This is a genomic window from Rhodococcus sp. NPDC057014 (genome assembly GCF_042673295.1).
Taxonomy (GTDB): domain Bacteria; phylum Actinomycetota; class Actinomycetes; order Mycobacteriales; family Mycobacteriaceae; genus Rhodococcus_F.
Map to the genome: position 1 here is coordinate 17,124 of NZ_JBHUSF010000054.1, position 19,919 is coordinate 37,042.

The following is a 19,919-nucleotide window of genomic DNA, read 5'->3' on the forward strand; positions in this document are numbered from 1 at the left end:
TAAGTTGTGGCTCAACCGTAACTCCTTCGTAGGCAAATGGTGCTTGTTACGCATGTGACTGAAAGCAAGATGGTGGACATGGGGAATGGACGATCGCTTGGCCGCCGTAACCGATACGTGATCGCCCTGACGTCGGGTGTCGTTCTGGCGGTAATTCTGGCGTCGTGCGTGCTCTCGAAAGAGGAAGCGACCGCGCAGTCGGTCGTCGACGATTTCGTCAACGCACTCAACGAGGGCGATGCCGCTGCCGCTGCAGCGCAGACCTCCTATCCCAACGCCGCGGAGACGGCGATTCAGCAGATGTTCGACGGCCTCCATCCCGAGGACGCCACGTTCGACGTGACCCAGTTCATGGATCTCGGCTCGGATTCCGGCTTCTTCACCGTCGGTGCCGCTTGGCATTTCGGTGAGGGCAAGGACTGGAGCTACCAGGTTCAGGGCGGTGTGCGGAACCTGTCCGTCGGCTGGCGCATCTCCTGGGATCCGTCGATCCTCGCGCCCGACCTGGGCAACGGTCGGGTGGTCCGCTACGACCGGACGGACGCCGCGCCGCCGCGGGTCTTCGACGCACTCGGCGGTTTGCTCATGAACGAGCAGACCATCAACTCGGTCACCCTCGATCCCGCGACGATGCCCGACCCGGTCGCGACCACCCGGCGGCTGGCGGAGGTCCTCGAGCCGGTGGCTCCCCTCGTGACGGCCGACTCGATGATGGCGGAGATGGCTGACAAACCCGGCCAGCAGGTCACCGCCGTGCTGTTGCGCGACCAGGACTGGCAATTCCTCGAGGAGGATCTCGCGATCCCCGGTGTGATCACCATCAAGACGCCGAAGCTCATCACGTCGGATCGGCGCATCACGACGCCGCTGCTGGATCCGCTGCGCAAGGTGTGGCAGGCGAACCGGGACGCGACGGCCGGCTGGGCCGTCCACCTCGTCGACCCCGACGGCACGCTCATTCCGCAGGCCGGTTTCCAGGGCCCGCCCGGACCGGACATCGTCGCGACGGTGGACTCCCACCTGCAGCTGGCAGCAGAGGAAGCCGTCGTCAGCGTCGGAACCCCCGCGGCGATCGTCGCGATCCAGCCGTCCTCCGGCGCCGTGCTGGCCGCCGCGCAGAACAACCAGGCGATGGAGCAGGGGCCCATCGCGTTCCAAGGTCTCTACAACGCCGGATCGAACCTCGACCTGGTGAAGAAGGCCGCCGGACTGCAGAAGGGCGTCGACCCGTCCTCGCTGTCGATCGAGGACATCGAGAAAGCGGGCAATCAGCTCGGGCTCGGCATGAACTACAAGATCCCCGGCCTCGACCATCAGACCGCAGTCTTCACCGCCGACCAGTCGGGCATGAACCAGGTGATGAACCGCAAGGACAGCGACCTGCCCGCCGTCACGCCGTTCGGGATGGCCATGCTGGCCGCGTCGATCGCACGGGGCAGCGCGCCCGCGCCGATGATCGTCCAGGGGCAGCCGGGCACCACCGACGTGGCCGCTCAGCCGCTTCCTGCGAACGTCAACGACCAGTTGCGGGGCATGATGCGCGACAACGTGGTGCGGGGCGGGGCGTCGTACCTCAACGGCTACCCGGACCTCATGGGCATGAACGGTGCGAGCGGCGACGACCGCTGGTTCTACGGCTCACGCGGCGACCTGGCCTTTGCGGTCTTCGTCGCCGACGCCGACGGTGGCGACCGCGCGGTGAAGATGACCGACATGCTCTTCCGTGAGATGGCGAAGCCGGCGAACTGACAAGGCGGGGAGCGTCCGCGCTGAGGGAGTAAGTGAGCAAGGGTAAGTTTCTACCTTGTGTCCCTGCTTGATATCGGTCTTCTCGTCGTAGCGGGGTTCTTCGCCGGACTGGTCGGGTTCGTCACCGGCCTGGCGTCCATCGTGTCGTATCCCGCACTCCTCGCCGTCGGTCTGCCGCCCGTGACCGCCAACGTGACCAACACGGTCGCGATGGTGGCAGTCGGCGTCGGCGCACTGTCCAACTCGACGCGGGAGGTCGCCGACACCGGTCCCAAGCTGTGGCGGTGGGCGCTGTACTCGGCTGCGGGCGGCCTGGTCGGAGCGGGCATCCTGCTGCTGGCGCCCGCAGGGTCGTTCGAGGCGATCGTCCCGTTCATGGTCGCGTTCGCCGCGCTGGCGCTACTGCTGCAACCCCGGCTACGCGCGCTGGCGGGCGAACGGGACATGCCCCGCACCTATTCGGTGTCACTGTTCGTCGTCGCCATCTACGGCGGGTACTTCGGTGCGGGCGCCGGCGTCATCTTCCTGGCCATCGCCCTGATCCTCACGTCGGAGACGATCTGGCGCGCCACCATTCTGAAGAGCTTTCTCCTCGGCGTCGCGAACCTGGTCGCTGCGATCGGGTTCGCGGCCTTCGGCCCCGTCCACTGGGGCGCCGCCGCCGCGATGGCGATCGGCGCCCTGGCCGGTGGCTGGTGCGGTCCGCCCGTGGTCAGGCGGATACCGCCGTCCGTCCTCCGCGTCGTCATCGCGATGGCGGGATTCGGCTTGGCCGTGTGGCTGTGGCTGCGCTGAGACGGCTTCTCCGCGCAGAAGATCTCAGTGCACGCCCTTCATCAGACGCTTGATCCACGGCGCCCCGATGGCGAGCAGCACACCCACGGCGATCGAGCCGAGCCCGACCGCAGTGAAGTACGGGACCTCGTTGTTCTCGTCGTAGTACTTGGCCAGGGTGCCCGCCATCGCCGTGCCCAGCGCGACGGACAGGAAGAACAACGCCACCATCTGCGTGTGGAACGCCTCGGGCGCCAGCTTGGTCGACAGCGACAGGCCCACCGGCGACAGCAGCAGTTCCGCAAACGTGAACAGCAGGAGAATGCCGGCCAGACCCAGCAGCGGTGCGCTGTTCGCGCCGCCACCCGACATCGGGATGAACGCCAGGAACGCCAGACCCATGATGATGGTGCCCGCCGCGAACTTGATCGGCGACGACGGCTGACGGGGGCCGAGTTTCGTCCACGCGGCCGCGAACACACCCGCGAAGATGATGATGAAGACCGGGTTGATGGACTGCACCCACGACGGCGGGAAGTCCCAGCCGAACAGGTTGCGGTCGAGTCGCTTGTCCGAGTACACGGCGACGGTGGTGAACTGCTGCTGGAACAGCGACCAGAACACCGCGCTGGCGATGAACATCGGAATGAACGCGTAGACGCGGCTGCGCTCGACGGCCGTGATGCGGCGACTCGTCAGCATGACCGCGAAATAGCCGATCGCCGCGACGATGGTGAGACCGACGACGATGTCCGACATGTTGGCAGCGGTGATCACTCCGGTGAGTGACAGGGCGGCGATCACGATCACCGCGCCGGCGCCGATCGCGATCCACTTGGTGCGCTGGTCGTGGGGGAGCGGGTTGGTCGGCTCGGCGCCGACACCCCGGAGGTGCTTGCGGCCGAGCGTGTACTGGATCAGTCCGAGCGCCATACCGATCGCGGCCAGCGCGAAGCCGGCATGGAACCCGATGGCGTCCTGCGCCCAGCCCGTCAGCAGCGGGCCGACCAGGGCACCCAGGTTGATACCCATGTAGAAGATGGAGAACCCGGCGTCGCGGCGCTCGTCCTGCTCGTCGTACAGATCGCCGACCAGGGACGTGGCGTTGGCCTTGAGCCCACCGCTGCCGAACGCGACACAGACCAGGCCGATGCCCACACCCCACAGTCCCGGGAACACCGCCAGGGCGATGTGGCCGAGCATGACGAGGATGGCGCTGTAGAACAGGGTCCGTTCGGAGCCGAGGAGACGGTCCGCGACCCACGCTCCCAGGATGGTGGACAGGTACACCGTGCCGCCGTAGGCGCCGACGATACTGGTAGCGGACGATTCGGCGATTCCGAGACCGCCGTCGGCGGCCGAATAGTAGAGGTAATAGATCAGGATGCCCTGCATCCCGTAGAAGGAGAATCGCTCCCACATCTCGACGCCGAACAGGTTCGCGAGGGCGAACGGCTGGCCGAAGAAACCGCGGTCGGACCGCCGCTCGTCCCGGGCCGGATCGATGGTGTCACTCATGGGAAAACTGTCTCACCTCGAGCGGAAGTTCGGGTGCCGTCGGGGTGGATTCGCCCGCGATCAGGTGGTGGCGCGCGCCTTCGTCACGATCTTCGCGAGGGCACGCCAGCCGAGGAGGAACAGGGCCAAGCTCAGAGCGGCTATCAACGGGAATGGCATCTCGGCGCCTCGGCCGCTCACGATGCGCAACAGCATGCCCACCACGAGCGTCGACAACCACACCACGATGCCCGTCGGGACGATGAGGAACGCGTCGAACTTGTCGCGGTATAGCGCGACGGTCGCGAGCCAGCCGACCGCCAGACCGGACAGGAACGGCCAGGCCGTGGTCGCCAGGCCTGTCAGGGCGTTGGTTTCGTCGTGGCTCTGGCGGCCGATCGCGCAGAACACGATGACGAGGACGACATCCAGGGCGAGCGCGGGGAGGTACTTCTTCACACGGCCAGCCTAGAGGTGGCGTCGACGCGGCGTTCCGCCCGATCGATTCACCCACCCCGCACGTGAGCGGCAAAGCGTGTCCGGGGACGCTTTCTCACTCACGTGGGGGGAGGCAGGCGCGCGCGGCGGCGAGCACGGTGGCCCCGGCCGCGTCGAGCGGTTCGGTGCTGCGGAGCGCGCGGGCGAGGACGAACGCCCCCTCGAGGCTGGTCACGAACCCCAGGATCAGGCGCCTCGCATCGGCCTCACCGAACCCGCGCGCCCGCAACAGGGCGCTGCCGGAGTCGATCCAACTCGTGAACACATCCGCCGTGGCGACGCGGAGCACCTCGTTGGTGCTCGCGACCTCGAGCGCGACCGTGGCGATGGGGCAGGCGTCCGCGTAATCGGTGGCCACCAGGGTCTCGCCGGCCAGCCGGAACCCGACCTCGATCCCCTCCAGGATGTCGGGATGGGCGTCGAGGATGGAGAACACCAGCCGCGCGTACTCCTCGCCCGACGTGCGGATGACCTCCTCGCCGAGCTGCTGCTTTCCGCCCGGGAAGAAGTGGTAGATCGACCCGAACGGCGCGCGGGCCTCCGCCGCGACCTGCTTGAGTCCGGTCCCGGTGTAGCCGTTGCGACGGAAGAGGTCGCTGCTGGTGCCGAGGATCCGGGCCTTGGTGTCGTTCACTTTTTCTGCCTCCGACCGTTGCGCTCGGTGCGCACCCCATCGTAACCTGAGTCTCAGTAGAACGATCTATCAAATGGAGTGAGCGCCATGAAAAAGATCGAACTCTCCGCAGGCACCGTCGAGTACGACGACACCGGCGGCGACGGCCCCGTCCTCGTGTTCATCTCCGGCCTGACCATCGACGGCACCGTGTGGCGGCACGTCGTGGAGCGCCTCGTCCCGGACTTCCGCTGCATTCTCCCCACCCTCCCGCTCGGCGCGCACCGCATCCCGATGCGCGCCGACGCCGACCTCTCGCTACGCGGTCTCGGACTGCTCATCGGCGAGTTCCTGGAGAAACTCGACCTGGCCGACGTCACGCTCGTGCAGAACGACTGGGGCGGCGCGCAGGTGCTGATCGCACTCGGCGACACCAGCCGCGTCGGGGCCCTCGTCCTCACGCCGTGCGAGGCGTTCGACAACTATCCGCCAGGAATACCCGGTCGCGCGATCGGTCTCGCGGTGGCGGTCCCCGGCGGACTCGCCCTGACCATGCACGCGCTCCGATTCCGGGCGATGCGCCGGGCTCCCGCGGCGTGGGGGTGGATGAGCAAGCGGCCCGTGCCGAAACCGGTGATGGACGGCTGGTTCCGCCCCGCGACCACCGACCGCCGGGTGCGGCGCGACCTGCGCAAGTACACGACGTCGCTTCCGTCCAAGTCGACACTGCGCGAATGGGCGGAGGCGAACCGGAACTTCGACCGGCCGGTCCTCGTGCTGTGGGCGATCGAGGACAAGGTGATGCCCCGCGACCACGGTCGGCGACTCGCCGAGCTGTACCCGAACGCCCGACTGCGAGAGGTCGAGGACAGCTACACGTTGATGCCCGAGGACCGCCCGGACGTGGTGGCGGAGGCGATCCGGGCGTTTGCGGCTTTGCCACCCGTGAGTACTTCCTAACCGCCGGACGTTAACAAGTACTCACGGCTGGGAGTCGGGCTCGGAGTCCGTGGTGTGCTGCGTGTGGTTGGTGCTCGGGGTCGACTGCTCACGGCGCTCGAATTCGAGGTCCATCTCCAGGTCCTCGTGCTGGTTGTGGCGGAACAGGATGAGGAACACCACCCAGCCGACCAGTGCGACGAGGATGTAGCTCACGACGCGATAGACGAACACGGCCGCGAGCGCCTGCGACGCGGTCGCCCCGGCCGCGGTCAGTGTGGCGATCAGGGTGCCGTCGACGAACCCCAGCCCGCCCGGCGCGAGGGGAATGCTGCCCACCGCCTTGGCCGCGGCGAACGCGATCAGCAGACCCGCGAACGACGGTTCCGCGCCCACCGCCCAGCACGCGAAACCGAGGCACGCGACATCGGCGAGCCGGTGCACCGCCGACCACCCGAACGTGATGATCGAATCCTTGCGCCTCAGCTCGACCGAATCGAGCTGGCTCAGGATCTCCCGCCACCGCTCGGCGCCGGCTTCGGGCGGATTCTTGCGGAACTTGTTGTACCGGGCGAGCGCCCACAGCCCGATCGATTCGATCGAGTCGGGGTTACGTGAGATGTATCGCAGTGCGTAGAACAACCCGAACGCGGCCACCAGCGACAGCACCAGAGTGACCGGACTCACCTTGGTGCCCACCGCAAATGCGCCCGCGGCGCCGAGAAGCGCGAGGCTTCCCGCGGCGATCACGCCCGAGATCGCCAGCTGCCACGACGCCACGATGGGGGTGGCTCCCCACTTGCGGGTCTGCTTGTAGGTGAAGGCGGTGGAGAACACCTGACCGGCGGGCAGGCTCACGGCCATCGCGGTGCTCGCGTAGATCACCGACACCGACTTGAGCTGGCTGACGACGACTCCGCCCGCCTGCAGCAACCGCTGCTGGACCGCTCCGTACCCGCTCAGGGACACGGCCTGGGCTGCAATGCAGGCGGCGACCCACCCCCAGTGAATCTCGGTGAGCGCTTTCCACGAATCGCTGAGTGTGGGCCACAGATAGATTCCCTCGACGGTCAGCAGGGCCAGGAGGCCGGCGCCGAGTAGCCATTTGATCCACCAGTATCGGCTTCGCTGCCGAGGAGGCTCGGCAGTGGGCGGGTCGGATCGAGGCTGTGCCACCTGGCCAGCGTAACCAACGGGTAGCGGATTACTCCGGATAGTCCTCCGGCCAAGCCAGATGGGTGTTGCGGCGACGGCCCCGCAGCTGGACCTGTTCGCCGAGTTCCCAGTGCGCCTGCTCGTCGTCGTCCGCGAAATACAGGGCACTCGTCGACGCGAGCACGCGGCTGGGGTGCAGCTTGGCGAGTTCGGTGAGCCGCGACGCCTCGTTGACGGGGTCTCCGATCACCGTGTATTCGAAGCGTTCGGCGGCGCCGATGTTGCCGGCGACGGCGAGGCCCGCGGAGACACCGATGCCGACGTCGAGGCCGGTGATCTCGTTCAACGCGAACCGCAACTCCCGGGCCGCGGCCAGCGCCGCCGTCGGTGCGTCGGGGCGGTCGAGTGGGGCGCCGAAGATCGCGAGCGCCGCGTCGCCCATGAACTTGTTGACGAAGCCGTGGTGCCGGTCGATGACGTCGACGACGACGCGGAAGAACTCGTTGAGCAGGTTCACGACCTCGCCGGGGGGACGCTCCGCGGCGGCGCCGGTGGAGCCGACCATGTCGACGAACAGCACCGCGACGAACCTCGTCTCGCCGCCGAGTTCGGTGCCGAACTGCAGTGCCCGCCGCGCCACGTCCTCGCCGACGTGCTGGCCGAACAGTTCACGCAGCAGCCGACGCTCGTCCGACTCGCGCATCATGCGGTTGAACCCGACCTGCAGCCGGCCGACCTCGCTGCCGTCGAACACCTCGACCCGGACGTCGGTGGCGCCGCGCTGGACGCGTTCGATGGCCCGCCGCAGCTGCTTGATCGGGTCGGAGATCTGGCTGGCCGTCAGCATCGACAGCGCGAACGCCTGCGCGATCGCGATGATCGACAGCAGCATGATCGCCCACGCGAGCGCGTCCGGGGAGAACACGAGGTCGGTGGTTATCTGCGTCACGCACAGCAGGATGATGCCGATGACGGGCATCAGCGTTCCCAGGCCCCACGTCATCGCCATCCGGGTACCGACGCCGGGGGCCATGGTCCTGTCGAACTCGCCCTCGCTGAGCGCGCGGGCGGCCACCGGACGCAGGATGCGTTCGCCGAGCATGTACGTGAAGCCGAACGTGGTGGTCGCGGCCATGCAGACGGTGACGATCACCGCGACCGCCAGTTCCGGCATCTCGGTGATGGTGAGCAGCACGAAGATGATGCCGCCGAGGATCCACAGCACCAGGTGCACGATCGCCTGTCGCAGCGGCGCGTGCAGCGCCGACATCTGCTCGCTGCGCGTCGGCGGACCGCCCCGCAACTGCCAGCGGACGACCGACCGCAGCATCATCGCGGCGGCCGTGAGACTCACCACGGCGGCGAACGCGAGATAGCCGCCGAAGATCGCGACGTTGCGCACCCGGTCGGCCATGATGGCCGCCGATTCGGGGATCGGTACCCCGTACCGCACGAACGCGAACACGAGGATGGCGCCGATGAAATTGGCGAGGAGCATCGAAACCATATAGAGCGGCCATCTGCTGCGGACCGTCGCCGCGATCGCTCTATAGGATTTCCGCACGCCGTTCAATTTAGCGGGGGGTGTACCGGGTGGCGTAGGACACGTCCCCAAAACGGCGCATATGCGTGCCCTGCGCACGTGTTTCCCGCGCGAAGCACCCGGCGCCGCCCGAACCTCGATACGCTCCGCAGGTGAACGCGAACGAGCAACGCTCGGACACTGCCGCGGTAACACAGGGCGGGGGTCACCCTTCGGCGTCGGTGCACCCGGTGGTGCGGGTGGCGGCCGAGTGGACGTGGCGGCTCCTCGTCATCTTCGCCGGTCTGCTGACCCTCGGATACATCGTGACCAGGCTCGACACCGTCCTCATCCCGGTGGGCCTGGCGCTCCTGGCGTCGGCGCTGCTGGTGCCCCTCGTCGACTGGCTGCAGGGCAAGGGGGTGCCGCGGTCGGCTGCCGTCCTGGTCGTCCTCATCGGTTCGATCGGCATCGTCGCCGGGATCATGACGTTCGTCGTCGAGCAGTTCATCGAAGGTCTCCCCGGCCTCACCGAACAATTCGAGGCGAGCATCACACAGATCCAGGGGTGGCTCACGAACGGCCCGTTCCACTTCAGCGAGGACCAGATCCGGCAGGCCGGCGATTCGGTGGTCAAGTCGATCCAGGAGAACCGGCAGCAGCTGACGAGTGGCGCACTGACCACCGCCACGGTCGTCGGCGAGATCTTCACCGGCGCTCTGCTGACCCTGTTCACCCTCATCTTCTTCCTCTACGGCGGCTCCCAGATCTGGGAGTTCGTCACCCGCCTCGTCCCGTCCGCGTCCCGGCGGCGGGTCCGGCTCGCGGGAAGTCAGGGGTTCGGCTCGCTGATCGGGTACGTCCGGGCCACGGTGGCGGTGGCCGCCGCGGACGCCATCGGGATCGGGGCGGGACTCGCGATCCTCGGGGTTCCACTCGCGCTGCCGCTGGCGTCGCTCGTGTTCATCGGCGCGTTCATCCCGATCGTCGGCGCATTCCTCACCGGCTTCCTCGCAGTACTCGTGGCTCTGGTCACCAAGGGATTCCTCACGGCGCTGATCGTGCTCGGCATCATCATCGGGGTGATGCAACTCGAGGCCCACGTGCTGCAACCGCTGCTGCTCGGCCGCGCGGTCCGGTTGCACCCGCTCGCGGTGGTGCTGGCCATCACCACCGGCATCGTCCTCGCCGGGATCGTCGGCGGTCTGCTGGCGGTGCCGATCGTCGCGCTGCTGAACACGGCGGTGCGCTCACTGCTGTCCCCGGACCCCGACGCCACCTACGACGCACTCGAGGTCGACGACCCGGCCGTCCCGCTCTACCCGGCCGCAGCCGACCCACCACCGCACCACGACCCACACTCGGAGAACCCGGCGCAGACCCATGACCGACGAGAGTGAACACCGCACCCGCCTGCACTACCGGCCGCGAGCCGCGGCCGAACTCGACACCCACCCGGACGCCCCGCTGTGGCGTGCGGCGCAGGCGTTCCGCCTCGTCACGCTGGTGTACGCGATCAGCTACCAGGTCGTGTCGGTGCAGTACTACACGCATCAGCGGCTGAGCTGGTTCTTCGTCGCCCTGATGGCGGTGTGGTCGGGACTGTCGGCGGTCCTGCTGTCCCACGGGAACGTCCCGCGCTACCAGGTAGTGATCGCCGACCAGGTGATCGCCATCGCGCTGATGGCATCGACGCGTCTCGTCTCCGATCACGAGTGGTACAGCCACCATCAGACGCTGCCGACGACGCTGTGGGTCACCAACGCGGTGATCTCCGCCGCAGTCTTCGGCGGGCCGTGGCTCGGCATGGCGTCCGGGGTGCTCATGGCGACCGTGAGTGCGGTGGTGCGTGACCAGGTCAACCTCGACCTGTGGAAGGACGCGACGGCACCCGTCCTGGTGTCGGTGGGGTTGGCGCTCGGGCTCGCCACCACCACCGCGAGGCGCGCGCAGGCCCAGCTGGAGCAGGCTGTGCGGTTGGCCGCCGCCACCGAGGAGCGGGAACGACTCGCCCGGGAGGTGCACGACGGCGTCCTGCAGGTGCTCGCGCTGGTGCGCCGCAGGGGCAATGAGATCGGTGGGCCCGCAGCCGAACTCGCGGAACTTGCCGGAGAACAGGAGGTCGCGCTGCGGATGCTCATCTCCGAGCAGGGCGCCGGTGTCGCGTCGGATCTGGGTGGGAGCGCGGTCGACGTGCGACTGCTGCTGGGCACGCGGGCGAGCACCACGGTGTCCGTCTCGACCCCCGCCGATCCGGTGACAATCGAGCGCGGGAGGGCGACCGAACTCGTCGCGATCGTCGACACGGCACTGTCCAACGTCGCGCTGCACGCGGGGACCGGCGCCCGGGCATACGTCTTGCTGGAGGATCTGGGTGCCGAGGTGATCGTCAGCATCCGCGACGACGGCACCGGCATCGCCCCGGGACGGCTGGCCGAAGCGGAGGCCGAGGGGCGCATGGGAGTATCGAAATCCATTCTGGGCCGCGTCGGCGCGCTCGGCGGCACCGCCGAACTCGACACCGAACCCGGCCAGGGCACCGAATGGGAGATCCGCGTGCCGAAGGGAGACGAAACACATGGGTGACCCGGAGACCGGCGAACACATCACCGTGATGGTCGTCGACGACCACCCGATGTGGCGGGACGCCGTGGCCCGCGACCTCGACGGCGCCGGGTTCACCGTGGTCGCCACCGCGGACGGCGTCGCGGCCGCGGGACGGCGGGCGGCGGCGACCCGTCCCGCCGTCGTCCTCATGGACATGCAACTGCCGGACGGCAACGGGGCCGCGGCCACCGTCGCCGTCCTGGACGTGTCGCCGGACAGCCGGGTGCTGGTGCTGTCGGCCTCGTCGGAGCGTGACGACGTCCTCGACGCCGTCAAGGCCGGGGCGTCCGGGTACCTCGTGAAGAGTGCGTCCGTGCAGGAACTGCTGGACGCGGTGCGGGCCACTGCGGCCGGGCAGGCGGTGTTCACGCCGGGGCTTGCGGGACTCGTGCTGGGGGAGTACCGCCGAATGTCGAGTGCACCCGCCGACGAGCAGGGCCCCGCCGTCCCCAAACTGACGGAGCGGGAGACCGAGGTGCTGCGGTTCGTCGCGAAAGGGCTCAGCGCCAAGCAGATCGCGACCAAGCTGTCGCTGAGTCACCGCACCGTGGAGAACCACGTCCAGGCCACCCTCCGCAAGCTGCAGTTGGCGAACCGCGTCGAGCTGACCAGGTACGCCATCGAGCAGGGCCTCGAGTAGCCGTGAGTACTTGTTAACGTCCGGCGGTTAACAAGTACTCACGGGCGCTAGCCTGGTCGGTATGGAGGCACGGGACCTACGCGTATCGGATGCGGAACGGGAACACGTCGGCGAACTGCTGCAGCGGGCGGTGGGCCAGGGGATGCTCTCGCTCGGGGAGTTCACCGAACGAATGGACACGGCACTCGCCGCGAAGACGCGCGCGGAGCTGAACGTCGTCCTGGTGGATCTGCCCGGGATCCAGTTGATCTCCGAGTTCACGCCGCCGCCGTACCCCGACCGGCCGTATGTGTCCCGCCCGGCGCCGCCGGTGCCGCCGACCGTCCACCGGTCACCGGCACCGCCGCCGGGCGACGTCGTCCGGGGCCGGATGTCGTCGGTCAGCCGCACCGGCTCGTGGAACGTTCCCCCCGCCCTCGAGGTGAACACCCGGCTGTCGACGGTGACGCTCGACTTCACGCGCGCCGTGATGTCCACGCAGGTGGTGCACGTGACGATCGACGATTACGCGAGCACGATCTCGCTGGTCGTTCCGGAGGAGGCGACCGTCGACCTCAACGGCGTCGAGACGGTCGGCGGTTCCGCGACCAACAAGGTGCGGACCGGCCCTCCCATCGGCCCGCTGCACCTCGTCGTCCGCGGCAAGGTCCGGTTCGGGAGCGTGACCGCCAAGCACCCCTTCGGCACGTCGATCCGCCGCATGTTCGGGTAGCACGACGCAGGTCCCTCGAGTAGGCCTACTCATGTGTGGGCGCCGTCGCCGCAGGACGATTGATCCATGTCCACACCTGGTATTCCTTCAGTCGACCCCCGGCTCGTCGCGCAGCTCTCCGGCGACTTCTCGGCGCTCGGTCAGCAGATGCGTCACGTGGGTGAGAACCTCGCCGTCCTGCAGGCGCAACTCGCGAGCGTCCCGCGGCCCCAGCCCCAACCCCAGCCCCAACCACAGCCCCAGCCGGTGCCGATGTACCGGCCACCGGTGGCGCAGACTGCCCCGGCGCCGCCGCCCGCACCGGCCGTCCCGTATCCGCCGGCTCCCGCGCCGCGGCCCCGGGTGGTTCGCGAACCCTGGTGGCAGCGCGACGGGATGATCAGCCGCGTCCTCGCCGTCGCGGGTGTCGCCGTCACCCTGATCGGTGTGGTGATGCTGCTCGTGCTGGCCGCGCAGGCCGGATTCTTCGGCCCCGAACTGCGCGTCGTGGCGGGCGGGCTGTTCTCGGCCGGTCTCGTCGTCGCCGGTGCCCGCGTCTTCGGACGGCCGGGTGGCCGGGTCGGCGGGATCGCGCTCGCGGCGACGGGTATCGCCGGCGCCTACCTGGACGTCGTGGCCGTGGCGGTCGTCTATCACTGGCTGCTGCCGGTGCTCGCGATGGTCGTGGCGCTCGGGATCGCGGGAGCCGGTGTCGCACTGGCGGTCAGGTGGGGTTCGCAACTCCTCGCCCTGCTCGTGGTGGCCGGCGCCGCGGTGCTCGCGCCCGTGCTCACCGACGGCATCACGCTCACCCTCATCGGTTTCCTGTTCGTCATTCAGGTCGCCAGCTTCCCGGCGCAACTCGGCCGCGACTGGCTGTACCTGGCGGTCGCGAGGACGTGCCCGGTGGTGATCGCACTGGTGATCGCGATCGCGAACGCCGGGCTCTACGACCGGCCGGAGCGGTTCTGGTTGCTCGCCTCCGCCGCACTGGTTGCCCTGTTCGGACTCGTGTCGTCGATCATCCTGCTGCGCAGCAACTCCCGCGACGTCACCGCGACCGCGATGATCGTCACGACGGCCGTCCCGACGCTGGTGATCGGCCATCTCTTCGACCGGCCCGGGCCCACGCTGATCGCCCTGGCGCTGGCCGCCGCGATGTTCGCCGCATTCGCCGGGGCCCGGTCGCTGCCGAACCACGCCCGGATCGCGCTCGCCGGCGTGGGTGCCCTCGCGCTGCTCGAAGCCTGCCTTCTCGGGTCGAGCGAAGACCTCGCACCGCTCGTGCTGCTCGGGGTGGCGGCACTGTTCCTCACCGTCGGCGGGCAGGCGGAGTCACGAATCGCATACGCCGTCGGTGCCGTCTTCACCGTCGTCGGCGGGCTCGCCTTCGCGATCACCGCGCCGCCGTCCGTCCTCGTCGACGAGTACCGGGCGCTCGACGCGCTCGGGGTGACCACGGTGCTGTCGTCGCTGGTGCTGGCGGGAACGGTCTTCCTGTTCGTCTGGTACGCACACACACTGAAGCTGCTGAGCACCGCCGACGCCCAGCCGTGGTGGGTGCTCGCCGGGCTGGTGATCCTGTACGCCGTCACCACCGCGACGGTGTCGGCGGGGACGGCGCTCACCGGGACGTCCGCAGGCTTCATCGCCGGGCACTGCGCCGCGACCATCGCGTGGATGGCGGCGGCGACGGCGGCCCTGGTGTTCGGACTGGCCCGCCGCGACTACGCCCACACTGCGCTCGGCGTCGGACTGGGACTGACCGCCGCGGCCCTGGCCAAACTGTTCCTGTTCGACCTGGCCACCCTCGACGGACTGTTCCGCGTCCTCGCGTTCCTGGTGGTGGGCCTGCTGTTGCTCCTCGCCGGCACCCGCTACGCGCGTGAATTCGCGGAGCGGGAGGCCGGGCGGGGAACGCCGAACGGTTCCGTCAGCGCCGGTTCTGCCGAGCGATGAGTTCGCTGACGCTGACGGCGTTGCCGTCGTCGGCGCGGTGTCTGCCGCTCGAGGCGTCGTCCGGATCGACGGGTGGCTCCTCGGCGCGGCGGCGCGAGCCGTTGGCCGGGGCACCGTTGGCCGGGCTCCCGTTGGCAGGCGCGCCATTGGTCCGCCTGCCGCCGTTCACCGGCTCCGCAGGCTCGGCGGCGCGACGCCGCGACGGGATCGGCGGCACCGGGCGGGCAGGAGACGACTGGGGGGTCTCCTGCTCGTACGGTGCGGGCACCGAGCGCGGCGAGCGCGTGGGCAGTGACGGCGCCGACGCACTCGGTCGCGGTTCGGCGGGCGAGGAGATCGGCCGCGGTTCGGCGGCCGACGTCGACCGGAGGTCGGCGAGCCAGCTCTCGATGGGACGCGACTCGGTGGCCGGACCCGGGGCGGGGGCCGCCGCCGGGCGGGGCCGGGGAGCGGGACGCGACTGCGGTGCGGGCCGCGGCGCGGGACGGGACTGCGTCGGGGCCGGACGCGGGGGAGCAGGCTGCGGCAGCGCGGTGGTCTGCGGTTCCGCGGCCGGCTCCTCGATCTCCACCGGCGGCCGGGCGGGCCGGCCGGTCGCCGACCGCCGGGCCTCGTCCTGCGCCTTGCGTGCCTTCGCGTCGTCCTCGGACATCTTCGCGGCCAGCGCCCGCGCGGTCACCAGCGGGATCGGTTCGGTGAGCGGCTCCGGCTTCCGGGGTGCGGGCGGTGCCGCGAGCTTGCGCGGCGGCGGGACTGTCCCGATCGGGGTGAGCTCCGGGACGTCGGTGGGCATCAACTCGTTGTCGAGGATGGGCTCACCGAGGCCCGTCTTCTCCTGGATCCGCTTCATCCACGCCGGCGCCCACCAGCAGTCGTCGCCGAGCAGCTTCATGGTGGCGGGGACGAGGAACATGCGGATGAGGGTCGCGTCGATGATGAGCGCGGCGATCATGCCGTAGGAGATGTATTTCATCATCACGAGTTCGGAGAACCCGAATGCGCCGGTGACGACGATGAGGATGAGCGCGGCCGCGGTGATGATGCGGCCCGTGTGCGCGGTGCCGATGCGGATCGACTCCGTGGTGCTGGCCCCCTGCGCCCGCGCCTCCACCATGCGGGAGAGCAGGAACACCTCGTAGTCGGTGGACAGGCCGTAGACGATCGCGATGATCAGCACCAGCACCGGCGACATGATCGGTCCGGGGGTGAAGTTCAACCAGTCCGAACCGTGACCGTCGATGAAGATCCACGTCAGGATGCCGAGCGTGGATCCGAGGCCCAGCGCGCTCATCAATGCCGCCTTGATCGGCAGCACCAGGGAGCCGAACGTCAGGAACATCAGCAGCGTCGTCAGGAAGAGGACGGAGATCACCATCGTGGGCAGGTGGTCGAGCAGTGCGGCGATACTGTCCTGTTCGATCGTCGGTGTGCCGCCCACCAGTACCTGCACGCCGTCCGGACTGTCCATGGCGCGCAGATAGTCGATCGTCGGTTTGGACTCGTTGCGGTCGACGAGGCCCGCCTTGAGGACGACCACGCCGTCCTTGGCCGCGCCTTCCGGGGTGAACCGTTCGATCAGGCCCGGTGCGCCGCTGGCTTCCTTGATGATCTGGCCGAGCGCCTTGTTGTCGGCGTCGGACACGACGAGCTTGACCGGTTCGGTGCGCAGGTTCGGGAAGATTTCGTCGAACTGTTCCTGCGCGGCGCGGGTCGTGCTGTCCGGGGGCAGGTAGGTCTCGTTGATGCCACCGAACTTGATGCCCGTCAGCGGCACGATCAGCAGGAGCAGACCGACGACGATGGGAATGGTGACCTTGAGCGGGTTGCGCATCACCCAGCGGGTGAGCCGGCCCCAGATGCTCGCCTCGATCTCCTCGGTGTTCTTGGTCTGACGGAAACGTTCGAGGCTGAGGGCGTCGACGCGCTTGCCGAGGATGCCGAGGATCGCGGGCAGGATCGTGATAGACGTCAGGGCGGCGAGGCCGACGGTCGCGATGGCGCCGTAGGCGACGGATTTCAGGAAGCCCTGCGGGAACAGCAGCAGACCGCCGAGGCTGGCGACGATCATCGTCGCCGAGAAGACCACGGTGCGGCCCGAGGTCATCACCGTTCTGCGGACGGCGGAGCGGGTGTCGTACCCCTCCGCCATCTCTTCTCGGAACCGGCTGACGATGAACAACCCGTAGTCGATGGCCAGGCCCAGCCCGACGAGGGAGACCACCGGCGCGACGAACGAGTTGACCTCGGTGAAGTTGGTGATCAGGCGGACGATGCCGTTGGCGCCGACAACGGTCAGGCCGCCGATGATCAGCGGCAGCGCCGCGGCGATGACACCACCGAACACGAAGAACAGCAGGATGCCGACGGCCGGGATCGCGAGGAGCTCCATCCGCCGGATGTCCGTGGCCATCGTGTCGTTGAGCGCACCCGAGACGGGCTGGAGACCGGCGAGTTGCACGTCGACGCCGTCGATGTAGAACTCGTCCTTGACGTCGCGGAAATTGGCCGTGACCTCGGTGTCGTTGTCGCCGACGATCGCGATGCTCTCGATCGCGTGCTGCTTGTCGGCGTCCGCGGCGGACGCCAGCTGCGGTGCGGTCCCGACCTTGAAATAGCCGCCGTTGATCTTGAGGATCTTGTCCGGGTGTTCCGCGGCCAGCCGCTCGAGGTTCGCGACGACCTTCGCCTGGAACTCGGGGTCCTCGATCGTCTTGCCCTCGGGGGCCGTGTAGAGCGCGACGACGTCGCTGTTGGTGTCGCGCCCGAAGGTGCCGTCAGCCAGCTTGGCGGCGGCGACCGACTCCGAGCCCGGATCGTCCCAGCCGCTCTGGCTGAGATGCTTCTCGAGGCCCAGGCCGTACGCGGCCGAACCGAGCAACAGGGCAACCATGATGCCGATGACGGTGAATCGGGCCCGGTAGACGACGCTTCCCCAGCTCGCGAACACAGATCAACTCCTACTCGGCAGCACTCTTCCGCCCGACGAGCAGGGCGGAAAGCGGTCGGAACGGCTGCAACCAGGCACCCTCGTCGGGCAGTGTGTCGAGGCTGACCCGAGGCAGTGGCTCCCGGAACACGCCGGGGATGTCCTCGAGATCGACGAAGTCCAGAAGGTCGGACGCGACCGCCCAGCTGGCGTGCTCGCGGAACCCGAGTATCTGGACCGGGATGCCGGTCGCGGCGATGTCCTCCAACGGTTCGCGAAATGCTTGACCGTCGGCAGAGGCGACCATGACACCGGCCAGCCCCTCGCCGTGACGAAGCGCGATGTGGTCCAGCATGTCGGAGTCGACGTCGCTGTCCTCATCGATCTTCGGCTTGGCGAACACCGCGAATCCCACATTACGCAAGGCTTCGACCCACGGTCTCACGACATCGGCGCTGCCAGCCGCGATGTTGGTGAAGACCGTCGCCTCGGGTTCGAGTGTGTCGGTGCCGGACGCGGACAGTTCCGCCGTCCGGGAGAGCAGCCAGCGGCCGAGTGCGTCGAATCGTGGCCGGTAGGCGGCCGTGGGCCTGCCGCCGAGGATGGCGCCGAGACCCATGTCGAGGTTGGGTGCGTCCCAGACGAGAAGGACCCGCTTCTGGTGGCGCCCGTCACGTGCACCCACCACGGGAGATCCTGACGACACCGCGGTGCCTGCCGGGGCGGTGCCGGCTGTGTCGGTGTACTGCTCGCTGACGCTCATGACCTGATCTTCCCCCAAATCAACTCGGTGATCGCACTGCCGACCTGGTGGGCCTTGTCCTCGAACTTCGTCACCGGACGCTCGTGCGTCATGGGTGACTCCCAGTCGAGGGAGGTCAGGAGGGGTTCCGCGTTGCCTGCCTCGGCGATGGCCTCGGCGTACTCGGCGTGATCTGTTGCGACATGCAACACACCGCCGGCCTTCAGCCGACTCGCGATCAGGGCGAAAGTGGGGGCCTGCAACAGGCGCCGCTTGTGATGGCGGGCCTTCGGCCACGGGTCCGGGAAGAAGACACGGACTCCGGTGAGCGATTCCGGTTCGATCATGTTCTCCAGGACATCCATGGCGTCGCCGCGCAGGACCCGGATGTTCGGGATCTCGTCCCGTTCGATCTGTTGGAGCAACTGTGCGAGACCGGGCCGGTAGACCTCGACGGCCATGAGGTTCACGTGGGGTTCGGCCTTCGCCATCGCGGCGGTGGCGGTACCCGTGCCCGAGCCGATCTCGAGGATCAGGGGCGCGTCCCGGCCGAACCACGACGGCGCGTCCAGGCGATTGTCCGAGACGTCCGCGCCGATCACAGGCCACTGCCGGTCCCACGACTCCTGCTGGGCGGCGGTCAGAGCGCCCCTGCGCGAGCGGAAACTTGTCACCCTCGGGTGGAGACGGGACCCCTTCGAGTCCTTCGTCTGCCCCTCCTCGGGAACGGCGGGTGCATCCTGATCAGCGTGGTTCACCGGACCATTGTCACGCATGAGGGGCGTTTCTGGCATACGGGTCTGAAGTTCACCTTGAGACTTTTTCGGTAATCCGGTGCCCAGCCTGCACGGTTGCCCACGCCGATTCGGTGCGGGTCTGACAGAATCGGCGCGGGACGAAGGGGGGTGACTGCGTCATGGGCACTACAGAGGCCGGGGGCAGAGAACTGGCGGATCTCGCCGCAGAAGTAGCGGCACTGGACGAGGTCGCCGGCGACCGCGTGCGCGCCGCCGTTGCGGCGTTCGGGGCGCCGATCCGGGTGCAGACGGCCGGTCGGGCGGGTGTGGGCAGGTCGACCGTGGCCGCCGCGCTGGCCGCCGGTGGCCTCGCCGGCGCGGTCGTGGAGGAAGCGGACGCCGTCGACGTGCCGGGCGCGCCCGACCCGGTGCTGGACGGCGACGTCGTCGTCTATGTCCTCGTCGAAGCGGTGCGCGACGCCGACCGGGACGCCGCGCGGAACCTGGACCCGGCGCAGGCCCTGTTCGTCCTCAACAAGGCAGACACGGTGGGCGCGTCGCGCGTGCCCGCCGACGCCTGGGCGACGGCGACCGCGCTGGCCGCCGAATGCGCGGAGGAGGGCGGCCTCCCTGCCCTGCCGTTGATCGGCACGCTCGCGACTGCAGGGACGTCCGCGGAGTCCGGGATCGGCGCGGTGTCGGCCGCGGTCGCCGACCGGGTGGCGCGGGCGCGGGCGCGCCGCGGTGAGATCTTGCTGAACACGCTGCGGTCGGAGGCCGCGCGCAGCCTCGCGTCCCGCGACGTGCTGGAGCGGTATCTCTCCGGCGACCACGCGGTCGCTCTCGGCGCCGCCGCGGCCAGGCTCCACC

At 68.8% G+C, this 19,919-nt stretch carries 17 protein-coding genes; 9 read left to right on the forward strand and 8 right to left on the reverse strand.

Annotated features, from left to right (window positions below):
- Nucleotides 1-69 precede the first annotated feature (69 nt).
- Entirely contained in the window at nt 70-1,749 is a 1,680-nt protein-coding gene (locus ACFTZB_RS13870; RefSeq protein WP_378432322.1) for an NTF2-like N-terminal transpeptidase domain-containing protein, read from the forward strand.
- Nucleotides 1,750-1,806: 57 nt separating this feature from the next.
- Nucleotides 1,807-2,544 (forward strand): sulfite exporter TauE/SafE family protein, encoded by a 738-nt coding sequence (locus ACFTZB_RS13875; RefSeq protein ID WP_378432289.1) that lies wholly within the window; start codon nt 1,807-1,809, stop codon nt 2,542-2,544.
- Between the two features lie 24 nt (nt 2,545-2,568).
- Here the strand turns inward: ACFTZB_RS13875 and ACFTZB_RS13880 are convergent, their stop codons facing one another.
- From ACFTZB_RS13880 to ACFTZB_RS13890, 3 genes are all read right to left on the reverse strand, one after another.
- Complete coding sequence (locus tag ACFTZB_RS13880; protein WP_378432291.1) at nt 2,569-4,041, reverse strand: peptide MFS transporter; 1,473 nt, start codon at nt 4,039-4,041, stop codon at nt 2,569-2,571.
- 60 nt (nt 4,042-4,101) lie between these two features.
- Nucleotides 4,102-4,479, reverse strand: a complete 378-nt coding sequence (locus tag ACFTZB_RS13885; RefSeq protein ID WP_378432293.1) for a DUF3054 domain-containing protein — start codon at nt 4,477-4,479, stop codon at nt 4,102-4,104.
- Between the two features lie 94 nt (nt 4,480-4,573).
- Nucleotides 4,574-5,152 (reverse strand): TetR/AcrR family transcriptional regulator, encoded by a 579-nt coding sequence (locus tag ACFTZB_RS13890; RefSeq protein WP_378432295.1) that lies wholly within the window; start codon nt 5,150-5,152, stop codon nt 4,574-4,576.
- A gap of 87 nt (nt 5,153-5,239) precedes the next feature.
- On the opposite strand from ACFTZB_RS13890, the gene ACFTZB_RS13895 reads away from it, so the two are divergent.
- Complete coding sequence (locus ACFTZB_RS13895; RefSeq protein ID WP_378432297.1) at nt 5,240-6,091, forward strand: alpha/beta fold hydrolase; 852 nt, start codon at nt 5,240-5,242, stop codon at nt 6,089-6,091.
- Nucleotides 6,092-6,112: 21 nt separating this feature from the next.
- Here the strand turns inward: ACFTZB_RS13895 and ACFTZB_RS13900 are convergent, their stop codons facing one another.
- Nucleotides 6,113-7,246: a YbhN family protein gene (locus tag ACFTZB_RS13900; protein WP_378432299.1), complete on the reverse strand. Its 1,134-nt coding sequence runs from the start codon at nt 7,244-7,246 to the stop codon at nt 6,113-6,115.
- A 28-nt stretch (nt 7,247-7,274) separates the two neighbouring features.
- Complete coding sequence (locus ACFTZB_RS13905) at nt 7,275-8,732, reverse strand: adenylate/guanylate cyclase domain-containing protein (RefSeq protein WP_378432301.1); 1,458 nt, start codon at nt 8,730-8,732, stop codon at nt 7,275-7,277.
- 188 nt (nt 8,733-8,920) lie between these two features.
- Between ACFTZB_RS13905 and ACFTZB_RS13910 the strand changes: the two genes are divergently transcribed.
- From ACFTZB_RS13910 to ACFTZB_RS13930, 5 genes are all read left to right on the forward strand, one after another.
- Nucleotides 8,921-10,147, forward strand: coding sequence for an AI-2E family transporter (locus ACFTZB_RS13910; protein WP_378432303.1), 1,227 nt, complete (start codon nt 8,921-8,923; stop codon nt 10,145-10,147).
- Nucleotides 10,131-11,333 carry a MacS family sensor histidine kinase gene (gene macS / locus ACFTZB_RS13915; protein ID WP_378432306.1) on the forward strand — a complete coding sequence of 401 codons (1,203 nt, stop codon included), beginning with the start codon at nt 10,131-10,133 and terminating at the stop codon, nt 11,331-11,333. Before ACFTZB_RS13910 ends, macS begins: the two co-directional genes overlap by 17 nt.
- The gene (locus tag ACFTZB_RS13920) at nt 11,326-11,994 is read left to right on the forward strand and encodes a response regulator (RefSeq protein ID WP_378432308.1); all 669 of its coding nucleotides are present in this window, start codon (nt 11,326-11,328) and stop codon (nt 11,992-11,994) included. The genes macS and ACFTZB_RS13920 overlap by 8 nt, the downstream gene beginning before the upstream one ends.
- A gap of 61 nt (nt 11,995-12,055) precedes the next feature.
- Nucleotides 12,056-12,706 (forward strand): DUF1707 domain-containing protein, encoded by a 651-nt coding sequence (locus tag ACFTZB_RS13925; RefSeq protein WP_378432310.1) that lies wholly within the window; start codon nt 12,056-12,058, stop codon nt 12,704-12,706.
- A gap of 66 nt (nt 12,707-12,772) precedes the next feature.
- A complete protein-coding gene (locus tag ACFTZB_RS13930; RefSeq protein ID WP_378432312.1) occupies nt 12,773-14,644 on the forward strand; it encodes a DUF2339 domain-containing protein in 1,872 nt (623 codons plus the stop codon).
- Here the strand turns inward: ACFTZB_RS13930 and ACFTZB_RS13935 are convergent.
- Genes ACFTZB_RS13935 through trmB form a run of 3 tightly spaced genes read right to left on the reverse strand, consistent with a single transcriptional unit; the run spans nt 14,619 to nt 19,106 of the window.
- Nucleotides 14,619-17,591, reverse strand: coding sequence for an MMPL family transporter (locus tag ACFTZB_RS13935; protein WP_378432314.1), 2,973 nt, complete (start codon nt 17,589-17,591; stop codon nt 14,619-14,621). The two genes, ACFTZB_RS13930 and ACFTZB_RS13935, sit on opposite strands and share 26 nt — an antisense overlap.
- A gap of 10 nt (nt 17,592-17,601) precedes the next feature.
- Complete coding sequence (locus ACFTZB_RS13940; protein ID WP_015888977.1) at nt 17,602-18,333, reverse strand: NYN domain-containing protein; 732 nt, start codon at nt 18,331-18,333, stop codon at nt 17,602-17,604.
- Nucleotides 18,330-19,106, reverse strand: a complete 777-nt coding sequence (trmB, locus tag ACFTZB_RS13945; protein ID WP_193384867.1) for a tRNA (guanosine(46)-N7)-methyltransferase TrmB — start codon at nt 19,104-19,106, stop codon at nt 18,330-18,332. The genes ACFTZB_RS13940 and trmB overlap by 4 nt, the downstream gene beginning before the upstream one ends.
- A gap of 122 nt (nt 19,107-19,228) precedes the next feature.
- Here trmB and ACFTZB_RS13950 point away from each other — a divergent pair.
- On the forward strand, nt 19,229-19,919 hold a 691-nt coding region (locus ACFTZB_RS13950; protein WP_378432317.1), incomplete at its 3' end, for a hypothetical protein.

Coding starts and splice junctions, on each gene's coding strand:
- ACFTZB_RS13870 (WP_378432322.1), top strand. CDS start 70: ATGGTGGACATGGGGAATGGACGATCGCTTGGCCGCCGTAACCGATAC.
- ACFTZB_RS13940 (WP_015888977.1), bottom strand. CDS start 18,333: ATGAGCGTCAGCGAGCAGTACACCGACACAGCCGGCACCGCCCCGGCA.
- trmB (WP_193384867.1), bottom strand. CDS start 19,106: ATGCCAGAAACGCCCCTCATGCGTGACAATGGTCCGGTGAACCACGCT.
- ACFTZB_RS13905 (WP_378432301.1), bottom strand. CDS start 8,732: ATGGTTTCGATGCTCCTCGCCAATTTCATCGGCGCCATCCTCGTGTTC.
- ACFTZB_RS13895 (WP_378432297.1), top strand. CDS start 5,240: ATGAAAAAGATCGAACTCTCCGCAGGCACCGTCGAGTACGACGACACC.
- macS (WP_378432306.1), top strand. CDS start 10,131: ATGACCGACGAGAGTGAACACCGCACCCGCCTGCACTACCGGCCGCGA.
- ACFTZB_RS13880 (WP_378432291.1), bottom strand. CDS start 4,041: ATGAGTGACACCATCGATCCGGCCCGGGACGAGCGGCGGTCCGACCGC.
- ACFTZB_RS13920 (WP_378432308.1), top strand. CDS start 11,326: ATGGGTGACCCGGAGACCGGCGAACACATCACCGTGATGGTCGTCGAC.
- ACFTZB_RS13925 (WP_378432310.1), top strand. CDS start 12,056: ATGGAGGCACGGGACCTACGCGTATCGGATGCGGAACGGGAACACGTC.
- ACFTZB_RS13930 (WP_378432312.1), top strand. CDS start 12,773: ATGTCCACACCTGGTATTCCTTCAGTCGACCCCCGGCTCGTCGCGCAG.